Below are 12,711 nucleotides of genomic sequence, written 5' to 3' on the forward strand. Positions count from 1 at the left end.
CGGGTTACTCCTGGGCGATTACTGGAAGAAAGAAAAAGCGAGATTGGCGAGACAGACGATGCCGAGCAGCGCCCCCCATAGAATTACGAAGGCTCCGACGAACTTATAGCCGGCGGTTTCGATGGCACGGCTTTTCTGACCCGTGTGCCAAGCAGGTGGCTTGATCGGCCCCCTCGCCTCGAAATCGATCGTGGCATCCGCCAGTTTCCGCGCATGACGAAAGATCGCCCTGCCGCCGAACATGGAGAGCCCAGCGAAGGGAAGCCAGAGCAAGGCGACCCACCAGATCACGCCGCCCCTCCCGTCGCCAGCGCGAACACCGTCGCGAAGCCGGTGAGGAACAGGCCGAGCGCGGCCAGCATCATGCCGGCGATGCGCAGGCCATAGGTGGCGGGCTCGCCCTCGGGCACGCCGAGCAGGCGGCCGGCGTCGCGCGGGCGGAGCAGCAGCCCCAGCCCGATCACGCCCGACACCGCGCCGATGCCGGCCTGGAGGACGAGCGCGCGCGTCATGCCCGAAGGGTCCGCGAGCCGCGCGTCACTGGTCGATGATCCGGGTATTGCGCTCGCGGATAATGCGATCGCGATAGACCACTTTCCTGCCGCCGCTCGCGCCGACGCCGAGGAAGACCACGCCGATGAAATAGCCGAAATCATACCAGCCACCGTTGTTGGGCACGGCATAGACCGCGATGTCGGGCACGAAGAGCGAGAATATCCAGGCCACGGGGAAGATGAAGCCATGCCACAGCCCATATAGGAAGCCGGGCGCGCCGGGCGCGACGGCGCTCTGCACCTGGTGCGCGCAGGCGGCGAGCAGGATGAGCGCGGCGAGCGCGAGAGGCACGCGGACGGGCTTCATGCGATCCCTCCAAAGGGTAGGTGACGGCGCGCGATCGGCGCTGCATCGTTTCGGGCGGGCGTGCGTTGGAACGCCGAACCCACAGGAGAACGATCATGGCGGATGCGAGTGCTATTCGGGAACATATGGAAGTGATCGGCGCCGACGGCGTCCATGTCGGCACCGTCGATCATGTCGACGGCGACCGGATCAAGCTGACCAAGAAGGATTCGGGCGTCGACCTCGAAGGCGCCGAGGGCAGCCATGCCGGGCACCATCATTACATCTCGCTCGGCCTGGTCGCCGATGTCGAGGGCGATCAGGTGCGGCTCTCCGCCAACGCCGATGTGGCGGTGGAGATCTTCGAGGAAGAGGCAGAATAGGCGCGCGCGCCCCTCACCCTTCCGCGCCTTCGGCGACGCATCGTTCCCTCTCCCCTTGTGGGAGAGGGAAGGGGCCTGCCGCCGAAGGCGGTGGGAAGGGTGAGGGGGCCGTGCAATCACGCGAAACTTCCCCGCAATTCGGATGGCAGATTGCGCGCGATCTCCGCGATCACGCCCTCGACGTTCGTCATCACATCGTTGTTCCAGAAGCGGATCACACGATAGCCTTCGCCGTTCAGGAAGCGCGTGCGCGCTTCGTCTTTCTCACGCCGGAGCATGCGTCTCGTCATCCACTTCCACGATCAGACGAGCCGCATGGGAGCAGAAATCCGCATGATAGGGGCCCATGGGAACCTGCCAGCGAAACTTCGCACCCGGCAAGCTCGATCGCAGCGCGGCGCGCAACTTCCGCTCGGGCGGCCCCGCTTCACGGCGAAGCGCACGCGATCGGAATAGGGTCGTGGCGGGGAGGAGCTGGCGCTTGGTCAGGCCGGCTTCATTCCCCCTCACCCTCCCACGCCGCTGCGCGGCGCGGGCCCAGCGTTGGGTGAACAGCGCCCCGCGCTGTTCAGGCTGCGCCGGGGGCACAGCCGGCCCAACACTCTCTCCCATAAGGGGAGAGGGGTTTTCAGGGCGAACTACCCTATCCACCTCACTGGCACGCCAGGCATTCGTCATAGTCCTTGGACTCGACCTGGATCTCGCGCAGGTCGATCGTGTTGTCGGCCTCGACACCGCCCGCGAAGCCGGCGCGCTGGATGCTCTTCGAGCGGAGATAGTAGAGGGACTTCACGCCCAGCTCCCAGGCGCGGAAGTGGAGCATCAGCAGATCCCATTTCTCGACGTCGGCCGGGATGAACAGGTTCAGCGACTGCGCCTGATCGATATAGGGCGCGCGATCGCCGGCGAGCTCGAGGATCCAGCGCTGATCGATCTCGAAGCTGGTCTTGTAGCAGTCCTTCTCCTCCGGCGAGAGGAAGTCGAGATGCTGGACCGAGCCGCCCTGCTCGAGGATCGTGCTCCACACCGCTTCGGAATTCTTGCTCTTCTCGACCAGCAGCTTCTCCAGATACGGATTGCGGACCGAGAAGCTGCCCGACAGCGTCTTGTGGGTATAGACGTTGGCCGGGATCGGCTCGATGCAGGCGCTGGTGCCGCCGCAAATGATCGAGATCGACGCGGTCGGCGCGATCGCCATCTTGCACGAGAAACGCTCCATCACGCCCATGTCGGCCGCGTCGGGGCACGGGCCGCGCTCGACCGCGAGCGCCATCGACGCCTGATCGACCTGGGCGCGGACATGCTTGAAGATCCGCATGTTCCAGCTCTTCGCCATCGCGCCTTCGAACGGCAGGCCGCGCGCCTGGAGGAAGGAATGGAAGCCCATCACGCCCAGGCCCACCGAACGCTCGCGGCCGGCGGAATAGGCGGCCTTCTCCATGCCGGGCTCGGCGCGGTCGATATAATCCTGAAGGACATTGTCGAGGAAGCGCATCACGTCCTCGATAAAGCCCTTCTCGTCCTTCCACTGGTCCCAGGTTTCGAGGTTGAGCGACGACAGGCAGCAGACCGCGGTGCGATCGTTGCCGAGATGGTCCTTGCCGGTCGGCAGGGTGATCTCGCTGCACAGGTTCGAGGTCGAGACCTTGAGGCCCAGATCGCGGTGATGCTTGGGCATCGTCCGGTTCACGATATCGGAGAAGACGATATAGGGCTCGCCGGTGGCGAGACGGGTCTCGACCAGCTTCTGGAACAGCGCGCGGGCATCGACCTTGCCGCGCTCCGAACCGTCCTTGGGCGACTTGAGCACCCACTCGGCGCCGTCGCGCACGGCCTCCATGAAGGCATCGGGGATCAGCACGCCGTGGTGGAGATTGAGCGCCTTGCGGTTGAAATCGCCCGACGGCTTGCGGATCTCGAGGAACTCCTCGATCTCCGGGTGCGAGATGTCGAGATAGCAGGCGGCCGAGCCGCGGCGCAGGCTACCCTGGCTGATCGCAAGGGTGAGCGAATCCATCACGCGGACGAACGGGATGATGCCGCTGGTCTTGCCGTTGAGGCCGACCGGCTCGCCGATGCCGCGGACATTGCCCCAATAGGTGCCGATGCCGCCGCCGCGCGAGGCCAGCCAGACATTCTCGTTCCAGGTATCGACGATGCCGTTCAGGCTGTCGGGCACCGAATTGAGAAAGCAGGAAATGGGCAGGCCGCGCCCGGTGCCGCCGTTCGACAGGACCGGCGTGGCGGGCATGAACCACAGCTTCGAGATATAGTCGTAGAGGCGCTGGGCGTGCGCGGCATCATCGGCATAGGCCGAGGCGACGCGGACGAACAGATCCTGGAAATTCTCGCCGGGCAGCAGATAGCGGTCCTTTAACGTCTCCTTGCCGAAATCGGTGAGCAGCGCGTCGCGCGAATGATCGACCTCGACCGGATAGGGGTGCGGATTGATCGCGCGGCTGTCGCGCTGGTGCTTCTCGCCTTCCGCGGCCAGCTTGGTCGCGGTCTCGGTGACTGCCTTGATGGCGGCGTCGGTGACGGTCTCGTTCACGCTGTTTTCCGTGTCTCTGAATTCCATGACTTCGACCCCTGCAATGCTTGTACGCGCCTCCCCCGAAGGGAGGCCAAAAATCCGACTCGGGGGCGTATGTTCCGATGGTAGCATCGGCGCGTCTTTGCGCGAGAACAAAAAGTGTCCGCCGCCCTTGGAGCCCGGCGCAGCAGAACCTGTTCCGCATATAGCTATGCGGCGCTGGTTCTACCAGTGCTTGAGCTTGCCCCCTAGTGCAACCACTACAGATTGTGCCCAAATGAGTCCGAGAGCAAGACGGTAAATGGTTAATTCCCGTAACGGCTCGTCGCTAAAATGACTCGGTTCATGGCATGCCGGCAGGGGGTACAATGCAGCGACGCACGGACTTCCGGGGGGTTCCGGAAAGGCAAGGGAACGGATGGGGAACTGAAAATAAATTTCGGGGGAGGAATCCGGGGATACCAGGGATTGTGTTCCGATCCGCGGCGCGCCCCGAAGAATGCGTGAAGGCGAATATTCGGCCGCGGGCAGCCCGATGGCCGAGCGCGCCGGAACGGAGAGATCGGCGATCCTGCCGCCGCGGCGAGATCGCCACGCGCGCGGTGGTTTACTCCATCCTAATAATCTCGTTCGATACCATTACGTATCCGCTATTCCCGAGTCCGTTTCACCGTTCCACATCCGCCGCCGCCCCAGACCAAAGGCAAGTCCCATGCAACCCAATCCAGCAGACGCTCTTCGCAAAGCCGATGTCCGGGATGCACTGACCTATTCCGGCTTCGCGCTGCTGCTGCTCGGGCTGCTCGTCCTGATGCTCTGGATGAGCGGCTTCGCCTCCCTGAAGGGCATCGAATTCTATGTCGCCGCGACGGTGATCGCGGGATTGGTTTGCATGTTGCGCGCGCGCAGCGACTGGAAGCGCTCGCGGTTGAACGCCCATCAGCGCGCCCTTGTCGAGGAAAAGAAGCAGGCGGCGACCAGGGCGGTCGCTTCCAAGAATTCCTGGGCGAAGCGCATCTCCGAGGATTCCTGATCCGCACTCGATGACGGCCTCATGCTCGGGCGCCGCCTTGGTCATCGCATCCTCCGTGGCGAGCGCCGATCACGACCGGGGCCATTTCGCCGCCCGACCGATCTTGCGCAAGTTCGGGCCAGATCGCCTTCCCCCCTTTCGCCACCCCGGCCGCAGCGCCGGGGTCCACCGGGATGCTGGGAGAGCCGCTGAAGGCGTGAGGGGCTCGCTCGCGGAGGAGTGGACCCCGGCACTGCGGCCGGGGTGGCGATGGAGGTGGGCGGTGGGACTTTACCGCGCGCGCCGGAGCGCTCTAGGCTGCCTTCCGAACCAACAGGGGGACGGGCATGCGGCGGACGGGGCTATTGGCATTGGCGATCGGGCTGGCGGCGGCTTCGCCCGTGGCGGCGCAGACGCGGATCGCGGTGGACGAGGTTTCGATCGACGCGCTCCAGGCGGCGATGGCTTCGGGGCGGGCGAGCAGCGTCGCCCTCACCCAGGCCTATCTGGCGCGCATCGCCGCGATGGACCGCAAGGGGCCGACGCTGCGCGCGGTGATCGCGATCAGCCCCGATGCGCTCGCCCAGGCGCGGGCGAGCGATGCGCGGCGCAAGGCGGGGAAGACGCTGGGGCCGCTCGACGGCATTCCGGTGCTCATCAAGGACAATATCGAGACCAGGGAGCTGTCGACCACGGCGGGGAGCCTGGCGCTGGCCGCCAACGACACCCGGCGAGACGCGCCGGTGGTGGCGCTGCTGCGGGCGCAGGGCGCGGTGATCCTGGGCAAGACCAACCTCAGCGAATGGGCGAACATCCGCTCCAACAACTCGATGAGCGGGTGGAGCGCGGTGGGCGGGCTGGTGCGCAATCCCTATGCGCTCGATCGCACGGCGTGCGGATCGTCGAGCGGCTCGGGCGCGGCGGTGGCGGCGAGCCTGGCGGCGGTGGCGGTGGGGACCGAGACCGACGGTTCGGTGGTGTGCCCTTCGGCGATGAACGGGCTGGCGGGGCTGAAGCCGACGCTCGGGCTGGTGAGCCGCACCCATGTCGTGCCGATCAGCCATAGCCAGGATACGCCGGGGCCGATGGGGCGCAGCGTGAAGGACGTGGCGATCCTGTTCTCCGCGATGATCGGCGACGATCCCGCCGATCCGGCGACCAAGGGCGCGGACAGATATCGCAAGGATTATGCGGCCGGGCTTTCCCGGGACGCGCTGAAGGGCGTGCGGGTGGGCTATTGGAAGCCGGAGATGGCCGACGACCTGGCGGCGCGCTTCGATAAGGCGCTGGACGAATTGCGCGCGGCAGGCGCGGTGCTGGTCGAAGTGAAGCTGCCCAAGCTCGACGGGCTGGGCGAGGCGGAGGGCGTGGTGCTCCATGCCGAACTCAAGGCCGACATGGCGGCCTATCTCGCCTCGACGCCCGCCGCGGTGAAGGCGCGGACGCTGGCCGACCTGATCGCCTTCAACGACGCGCACAAGGCGGCCGAGATGCCGTTCTTCGGGCAGGAGACCTTCGTCAAGGCCGACAGGACCAAGGGGCTGGACGATCCCGAATATACCCAGGCGCGGGCCAAATCGCTGCGGCTGGCGAGCGTGGAGGGGATCGACTGGATGCTCAAGCAGGCGGATGCGAAGCTGCTGGTGACGCCCACCTATGGCACGCCCTGGCTGAGCGATCCGGCGCATGGCGACCAGTTCACGGGGCCGTCCGCCAGCGAGCTGCCGGCGGTATCGGGCTATCCGCACCTGACCGTGCCGATGGGGCTGGTGAACGGACTGCCGGCGGGGCTGTCGTTCATCGGGACGGCCTGGTCGGACGGGCTGCTGCTGAATGCGGGCTATGCCTATGAACAGGCGACGCATGCGCGGGTGGCGCCGAAATACCTGCCGACGATCCCGGCTGATCTGGGGGCGCGGACGCTGCGCTAAGGCGAGCCGACCTTCGCATGACGAGGTGCGGCGCGTTTAGAGAGCTTCTCCGTCACCCCGGCCGAAGTGCCGGGGTGACGGGTGGTTCCGAGATCGTCCGCTACTTCTTCCCGCCGGTGCGCCTGGCGATGGTGTCGGCGCGCAGGATCTCGGTGCGGGTCTGGAGCTCGGCCTTTTCGGAATCCGAGAGGCCGTCCTGGGCGAAGCGATCCTCCAGCGTTCCGATCATGTTGCGCTCGCGGCGGAGCGCGCGGGCTTCGCTGCGGCTGAGCTGGCCGCTGCGCCGGCCGGCGCGGATGTCGCCGCCGATCTGGCCGATCTGGCCGCTGATGCCGGAATCGCCGCGCATCGGACGCGGCGGCGGTGGGGGATTATATCCGCCGAAGCTCTGCGCCGCGGCAGGCGCGGCGGCGAGCAATGCGAGGGTCAAGAGCGGGGCTGCGAATACGCGCATCACGGTCTCCCTGAATCGATCGGGCTGCGCGGTTTTAGCACAGCAGATCGCTCACTTGCTATCGAGTTCCAGCAACTCCTGGCGGACATGGATCGCCCGCAGCGACATGCGCACCTCGACCAGGAAATAGATCAGCCCGGCCATCAGCAGCAGCATCGAGACGATGAAAGCCAGCGCGACCAGGCTGCCGACATGGAGATTGCCGAGCCGCGAGACGAACATCAGCGCGACGACGAAGCAGATCGCGAGCGCGCTGGCGGTGCATAGGAAGATCGCGTTGTTGATGACGGAGATGCGACGATCGATGATGCGCAGCTCCCAGACATGGCGATCATGCTCCGGCCCGGTGAAGCGCGGGTGGAGCTGCTCGATCACCCGGGCGCGATCGACGATGCGCGCGAGGCGGCCGACCATCACGTTCAGGAACGCACCGATGCCGGCGAGCAGAAACACCGGCGCGATCGCCGCCTGGATCGTAGCGGAAACGGTGGAGAGATAGGGGCCTTCCATGCGATAAGCCTTATGAGGGCAGCCGGGGCGATGCTGCAAGCCGGAGAGTGCGCTGATGATGAGCTTCGAGACCGACGACGCGGCGGGCGTGATCGAATTCACCGTGGAAGGCGGGATCACCCGCGCCGAATATGATGCCGGGGTGGAGGCGATGGAGGCCGAGATCGCCAGGCACGGCAGGATTTCCGCGCTCGCGGTGATCCGCAACTTCACCGGCATGGAGCTTTCGGCCTGGTGGAAGGACGTAAGCTGGGGCGTCACCCATATGAACAAGGTGCGCCGCGCCGCGATCGTCACCGACAGCGGCTGGATCGAGGCGGCCACGCGCGCGGGAAGCATGGTGCTGCCAGCCGAAGTGAAGGTGTTTCCGCCGAGCGAGGTCGAAGCGGCGCGCGCCTGGATCCGCGAGGCGTGAGCATCTCCACCGCTTGGTAACCGCTCGGGCGTAAGGAAACCGGGATGACCCGGCCGATGCCCCTGGACGAATTCACGCGCCTGCCCCCCGCGCTCGCCGCCGACTGTGTCGATGGACTCGCAGGCGGGATCGACCAGGTGGCGGCGCATGCCGCGCCGACGCACCGCTTCCTGCGCTATGGCTGGTACGACGCGGCGCTCCGGGCCTATGGCGGCGCGGCGCGGACGCTGACCGTGGCGCGCGAGGGGGAGACGGTGGCCGCCCTGCCCTTCGTCGCCAAGGGGCCGGGCTGGCTCGGGCTGGCCGAGGTGCCGGGCTGCTATTGGCCGTTCCGCAGCTTTCCGGTGCGCGGCGATGCCGATGTGGCGGCGGGCAAGGCGCTGCTCGATCGGCTGCGGCGCGAAGTGCGGGCGCTGAGGATCGGGCCGGTCTATGACGGCGATCCGGGGCTGGAATTGCTCAAGGAAGCGGCGAAGGCACGCGGCTGGGCGGTGCTCGATCGCTTCGTGGCGGACAGCTATGCGCTCGACATGGCGGCGCTCAGGGCCGAGGGCACCTGGCCGCGCAACTCGACGCTTCGGAAGAACCGCTTCCACGAGAAGCATCTGGGCGAGCATGGCGCACTCGACTGGGATTTCGTCTCCGGCGCAGGCTGGGACGCGGCGGCATTTGCCGCGCTCGGCGCGATCGAGGAGAAGAGCTGGATCGCGGCGCGGACCGACGGTTCGGACGCGAAGTTCACCGCGACCGGGCATGGCGCCTTCTGGCGGCGGGCGGCGGGCGATCCGGTGCTGGCGGAGATGATGTGGGCGGCGATGCTGCGGGTGGACGGCGTGCCCGCGGCCTTTTCGTTCGATCTCAATGCGGGATCGCTCAAATACGCGATCGCCAACAGCTATGACCCGCGCTTCGCCAGGCATTCGCCCGGCAAGCTGCTATATTATCGCAATTTGCTGCGGGGAATCGAGGACGGAATCACGCAGGTCGATTGGGGCGCGGGCGACAGCGGCTACAAGCGCGTGATCGGCGCGTCGAAAGGCCCGGCGATCCGCGACTGGCTGTTCGTGCGGCCCGGCCTGCCCGCGCTGGCCGGGAAAATGCTGCGCAGCATCTGGCGGCGCAGCGGGCACCATCCGGTGCCGGAGACGACCGAACCGGCCGAGGATTGACGCGGATCAGCGCGCGCCGTGGCGGGCGTCGCTGATGCTGAGCGCGGCAAGGACGACCGAGAAGCCGACCATCGCGGCGATCACGAGATAGAGGTACATGGGCCATTGCTCCGGCAAGGTTGGAGCAATGGCGTGCGCCCGCGCGGGTGGCGGCCGCTTTGACTTTGGTCAAAGTCGTGCGCGCGCCGCCACGGCAAGGCGTTCGCCATGGCCGATTTCGACAATGCCCGAATCTGCTCGGATTGCGCGGTGCGCGACCGTGCCTTGTGCGGCAGCCTGGACGACAGCGAGCTGCGCGCACTCAACACGCTCGGCCGGCGGCGCAGGCTGTCGCGCGGCGACACGCTGATCTGGGCGGGCGACGAAAGCCTGATCTGCGGCAATTTGCTGTCGGGCGTAATGAAGCTGAGCGTATCGACGGTGGACGGGCGCGAGCAGACGGTGGGGCTGCTCTATCCGGCCGATTTCGTCGGGCGGCCCTATGCCGAGCAGGCCGATTTCAGCGTGACGGCGCTGGGCGATGTCGAGCTCTGCATCTTCCCGCGCAAGGCGTTCGAGCAGGTGCTGCAGGACCATGCGCGGATGGAACGGCTGCTGCTCCAGCGGACCTTCGCGGCGCTGGACGAGGCGCGGGCGCGGATGCTGGCGCTGGCGCGGCTCTCGGCGGCGGAGAAGGTGGGCGGGTTCCTGCTCGACATGGCCGACCGGTCGGGCGGATGCCGGGCCACCGCCTTCGGCCCGGTGACGTTCGACCTGCCGCTGACGCGCGGCGAGATGGCGGAGGCGCTGGGGCTGACGACCGAGACGGTCAGCCGGCAGCTCACCCGGCTGAAGGCGAAGAAGGCGATCGCGCTGCACGGCGCGCGGGGGATCACGATCCGCGACCGGGATCTGGTGACGGGCGGCTGAGCGGCCGCCCCACCGGTCAGAACAGTCCCGCGGTCTGCGCGAGCAGCCACAGACCGATGCCGAGGAACAGCAGGGCCGCGACGATCCGGACGACATGGAGCGGCACGCGGCGGATCAGTTCGTTGCCCAGGAACACGGCGGGGACATTGGCGATCATCATGCCCAGCGTCGTGCCGGCGGTGACCCACAGCACCTGATGGAAGCGCGCGCCCAAAGCGACCGTGGCGATCTGGGTCTTGTCGCCCATCTCGACCAGGAAGAAGGCGATGGCGGTGGTGAGGAACGCGCCGAAACGGCCGGCTTCCTCCGCCACGTCGTCGAGCTTGTCGGGAACCAGCGTCCACAGCGCCATCGCGATGAACGAGGCGGCGATCAGATAGCGGAACCACAGGCCCTGGAGCAGCGAGGCAACTTCGGAGCCGAGCAGCGCGGCGAGGAAATGATTGGCGAGCGTCGCCGCCAATATGCCCGCGATGATCGGCCAGGGCCGCTTGAAGCGCGTGGCGAGGACGATGGCGAGAAGCTGGGTCTTGTCGCCGATCTCGGCGAGCGCGACGACCGCGGTGGAGGTGAGCAGGGCTTCCAAGCGAAATCTCCGGGCCGGGCGGATGCGAATCCAACAGCATCGCAAATCCCGCCCGGCATGAGCGGAGATGCGACGCCATTGGTCTCGCCCGAACGGAAATTCCGTTCCCCGTGCGCCACGGCCTCTCGACCGAGTATGTTGACGCGCGGGCCCGTCCCGATGCGGACGGCTGGCTACTCCCCAGATGACGGGGCCGCGCTAGCCGCTTCGGCTCAGACGCGCAAGTAGCGGAAGTACCAGACCTCATGCCCCTGGCGGCGCGCCTTGCGCTCGTAGCGGGTCTCGGGCCAGTCGGCGGGGCGGATGAGGAAATCCTGCGCGGTCCTGGCCTGCCATTCGAAATCGCGGCGACCGTTCATCACCATCATCGCCCAGCGGCAATAGGTCGGGTCGTCGGTGCCGAGGCGGAACTCGCAGCCGGGCTTGAGCTTCGCCGCGATCAGGTCGAGCGGGCCGTTATTGACCATGCGGCGCTTGGCGTGGCGCGCCTTGGGCCAGGGATCGGGATGGAGCAGATAGAGCCGGTCGAGGCTGGCATTGGGCAGGCGATCGAGCACCGTCAGCGCATCGCCCATATGGAGGCGGATGTTTTCGAGGTTGCCGTCGCGGACATGATTGAGCGCGCCGACCACGCCGTTGAGGAAGGGCTCGCAGCCGATAAAGCCGTGATCGGGGCGCATCGCGGCCTGGCCGGCGAGATGCTCGCCCGAGCCGAAGCCGATCTCGAACTCCAGCGGGCGCCCAGGGTCTTTGGCATCGCCGAACAGGGTGCGGGCATCGAGCGGGCCGCTTTCGGGAACGCTGACCTGGGGCAGCAATTCCTCGACGAGCGCGGACTGGCCTTGGCGCAGCTTGTGCCCGGCGCGGCGGCCATAGAGGCGGCGAATGGTGGTCGGATCGGCCATCCGGGCGCGCATAGAGACGACCGGCGGGGATCGCAAACCCTGGTGGTGCTATTGGTGGGAAACGGCCGTTCTTAGACCGTCTCCTTAGTCGGAAGTCGGAAGTTGGATGAGGGAAAGCGAGGCCGAGCCTCGCGCGGTCGCAAGTGCGACCGCTCACCCTCACCCAGCTCCGACTTGGGCCGCGCTGAAGGAGCGCGACCCAAGTCTGCGCAACCCTCTCCCACAGGGAGAGGGAAGAAGAGGGCGCGCTGCGCGGTGTGCCAGACGGAACGTCGCCGGGGCCGGGCGAGGCTGGGCGATCCAGTCGCTCTGGATATGGCGGAGGCCGAACGCGGCGAGTGCCTGGATCTCGCCGCGCGTCTCGATGCCGGTCGCGATGACGGTGACGCCCATGCCGCGCGCGAGGCGCATCACGCTCTCCACGATCGGGCGGCGCGAGGCGCTGGCATCGATGCGGTGGACCAGCGCGGCGTCGAGCTTGACGAAGCGCGGGGTGAAGCGGGCGAACAGATGGAGCCCCACCGGGCCCGCGGCGAAGGCATCGAGCGCGACCGAGATCCCGCGCCTGTTGCATGCCTTGACCAGCGCCGCGGCGGCCTCGCGATCGCCGCGCTCGTCGGCGCTGACTTCGACGACGAGGCGATCGACGGGAAAACGATGCGCCAGCGCGGTGCGGAAGAGATGCGAGAGCAGGGGTTCGGCCTTGCCGCCCGCCGCGCCGATGGGAACCGCGAGCAGCGCATCCGAGCGGAGCAGCCCGGCGGCGACGGCACGCTCGACGGCCAGGGTGATGCGGCGCGCCTCCAGCGCAATGCGGTGTTCGGACGGGAGCGCGGCGGCCGTGGCAGCGAAGCTGCGGCCCTGCGACGCAGTGGCGACCGCCTGCCAGGCGAAGGGCTGGGATGCGCCGATCGCGATCATCGGCTTGAGCGTGACGCCGAGCTGTAGGCCGTCGAGCGCGCGATAGATCATGGTTCGTCTCCCTGTCGGGAGAGGGGTATTGGTTAACAATGGCTTCGCCCACTCCGTGCGACGCCGCGTTGGATTCCTCCGCATAGGGATTC

17 protein-coding genes and 1 riboswitch are annotated in these 12,711 nt (G+C 67.2%); of the genes, 6 read left to right on the top strand and 11 right to left on the bottom strand.

Annotated features, from left to right (window positions below; translation table 11 throughout):
- Positions 1–18 precede the first annotated feature (18 nt).
- Genes HB724_RS01735 through HB724_RS01745 form a run of 3 tightly spaced genes read right to left on the bottom strand, consistent with a single transcriptional unit; the run spans position 19 to position 861 of the window.
- A complete protein-coding gene (locus HB724_RS01735; RefSeq protein WP_213979167.1) occupies positions 19–291 on the bottom strand; it encodes a hypothetical protein in 273 nt (90 codons plus the stop codon).
- Positions 288–512: a hypothetical protein gene (locus HB724_RS01740; RefSeq protein ID WP_213979168.1), complete on the bottom strand. Its 225-nt coding sequence runs from the start codon at positions 510–512 to the stop codon at positions 288–290. Before HB724_RS01740 ends, HB724_RS01735 begins: the two co-directional genes overlap by 4 nt.
- A gap of 25 nt (positions 513–537) precedes the next feature.
- A complete protein-coding gene (locus HB724_RS01745) occupies positions 538–861 on the bottom strand; it encodes a hypothetical protein (RefSeq protein WP_213979169.1) in 324 nt (107 codons plus the stop codon).
- Positions 862–956: 95 nt separating this feature from the next.
- On the opposite strand from HB724_RS01745, the gene HB724_RS01750 reads away from it, so the two are divergent.
- Positions 957–1,223 carry a DUF2171 domain-containing protein gene (locus tag HB724_RS01750; protein WP_213979170.1) on the top strand — a complete coding sequence of 89 codons (267 nt, stop codon included), beginning with the start codon at positions 957–959 and terminating at the stop codon, positions 1,221–1,223.
- Positions 1,224–1,339: 116 nt separating this feature from the next.
- Here HB724_RS01750 and HB724_RS20335 read toward each other — a convergent pair whose 3' ends face one another.
- Genes HB724_RS20335 through HB724_RS01760 form a run of 3 tightly spaced genes read right to left on the bottom strand, consistent with a single transcriptional unit; the run spans position 1,340 to position 3,801 of the window.
- Positions 1,340–1,501 (bottom strand): DUF559 domain-containing protein, encoded by a 162-nt coding sequence (locus tag HB724_RS20335; RefSeq protein WP_256731242.1) that lies wholly within the window; start codon positions 1,499–1,501, stop codon positions 1,340–1,342.
- On the bottom strand, positions 1,488–1,901 hold the full coding sequence (locus HB724_RS01755) for a DUF559 domain-containing protein (protein WP_346344646.1): 414 nt from the start codon (positions 1,899–1,901) through the stop codon (positions 1,488–1,490). The genes HB724_RS20335 and HB724_RS01755 overlap by 14 nt, the downstream gene beginning before the upstream one ends.
- The gene (locus tag HB724_RS01760; RefSeq protein ID WP_213979171.1) at positions 1,876–3,801 is read right to left on the bottom strand and encodes a ribonucleoside-diphosphate reductase subunit alpha; all 1,926 of its coding nucleotides are present in this window, start codon (positions 3,799–3,801) and stop codon (positions 1,876–1,878) included. Before HB724_RS01760 ends, HB724_RS01755 begins: the two co-directional genes overlap by 26 nt.
- Before the next feature lie 454 nt (positions 3,802–4,255).
- Here HB724_RS01760 and HB724_RS01765 point away from each other — a divergent pair, with 454 nt between their 5' ends.
- Both HB724_RS01765 and HB724_RS01770 read left to right on the top strand, forming a co-directional pair.
- The gene (locus HB724_RS01765) at positions 4,256–4,789 is read left to right on the top strand and encodes a hypothetical protein (RefSeq protein WP_213979172.1); all 534 of its coding nucleotides are present in this window, start codon (positions 4,256–4,258) and stop codon (positions 4,787–4,789) included.
- A gap of 326 nt (positions 4,790–5,115) precedes the next feature.
- Positions 5,116–6,699: an amidase gene (locus tag HB724_RS01770; protein WP_213979173.1), complete on the top strand. Its 1,584-nt coding sequence runs from the start codon at positions 5,116–5,118 to the stop codon at positions 6,697–6,699.
- 100 nt (positions 6,700–6,799) lie between these two features.
- Here HB724_RS01770 and HB724_RS01775 read toward each other — a convergent pair whose 3' ends face one another.
- Positions 6,800–7,153, bottom strand: coding sequence for a hypothetical protein (locus tag HB724_RS01775; protein ID WP_213979174.1), 354 nt, complete (start codon positions 7,151–7,153; stop codon positions 6,800–6,802).
- A 51-nt stretch (positions 7,154–7,204) separates the two neighbouring features.
- Positions 7,205–7,663, bottom strand: coding sequence for a DUF2721 domain-containing protein (locus tag HB724_RS01780; protein ID WP_213979175.1), 459 nt, complete (start codon positions 7,661–7,663; stop codon positions 7,205–7,207).
- Positions 7,664–7,721: 58 nt separating this feature from the next.
- On the opposite strand from HB724_RS01780, the gene HB724_RS01785 reads away from it, so the two are divergent.
- The 3 genes from HB724_RS01785 to HB724_RS01795 all read left to right on the top strand — a co-directional run bounded on the left by HB724_RS01785 (position 7,722) and on the right by HB724_RS01795 (position 10,156).
- Positions 7,722–8,078: an STAS/SEC14 domain-containing protein gene (locus HB724_RS01785; protein ID WP_213979176.1), complete on the top strand. Its 357-nt coding sequence runs from the start codon at positions 7,722–7,724 to the stop codon at positions 8,076–8,078.
- A 44-nt stretch (positions 8,079–8,122) separates the two neighbouring features.
- Positions 8,123–9,247, top strand: coding sequence for a GNAT family N-acetyltransferase (locus tag HB724_RS01790; protein WP_213979177.1), 1,125 nt, complete (start codon positions 8,123–8,125; stop codon positions 9,245–9,247).
- Between the two features lie 207 nt (positions 9,248–9,454).
- Positions 9,455–10,156, top strand: coding sequence for a Crp/Fnr family transcriptional regulator (locus HB724_RS01795; RefSeq protein WP_213979178.1), 702 nt, complete (start codon positions 9,455–9,457; stop codon positions 10,154–10,156).
- 16 nt (positions 10,157–10,172) lie between these two features.
- Here the strand turns inward: HB724_RS01795 and HB724_RS01800 are convergent, their stop codons facing one another.
- The 3 genes from HB724_RS01800 to HB724_RS01810 form a co-directional block, all read right to left on the bottom strand.
- Positions 10,173–10,742 (bottom strand): TMEM165/GDT1 family protein, encoded by a 570-nt coding sequence (locus tag HB724_RS01800; RefSeq protein WP_213979179.1) that lies wholly within the window; start codon positions 10,740–10,742, stop codon positions 10,173–10,175.
- Positions 10,743–10,832: 90 nt separating this feature from the next.
- Positions 10,833–10,944: riboswitch (yybP-ykoY riboswitch) on the bottom strand.
- Between the two features lie 10 nt (positions 10,945–10,954).
- The gene (locus HB724_RS01805; protein WP_213979180.1) at positions 10,955–11,647 is read right to left on the bottom strand and encodes a tRNA (guanine(46)-N(7))-methyltransferase TrmB; all 693 of its coding nucleotides are present in this window, start codon (positions 11,645–11,647) and stop codon (positions 10,955–10,957) included.
- A gap of 159 nt (positions 11,648–11,806) precedes the next feature.
- The gene (locus HB724_RS01810) at positions 11,807–12,619 is read right to left on the bottom strand and encodes an EAL domain-containing protein (RefSeq protein ID WP_213979181.1); all 813 of its coding nucleotides are present in this window, start codon (positions 12,617–12,619) and stop codon (positions 11,807–11,809) included.
- Between the last annotated feature and the right edge of the window lie 92 nt (positions 12,620–12,711).

The organism is Sphingomonas sp. dw_22, assembly GCF_018449795.1.
Lineage (GTDB): Bacteria > Pseudomonadota > Alphaproteobacteria > Sphingomonadales > Sphingomonadaceae > Sphingomonas.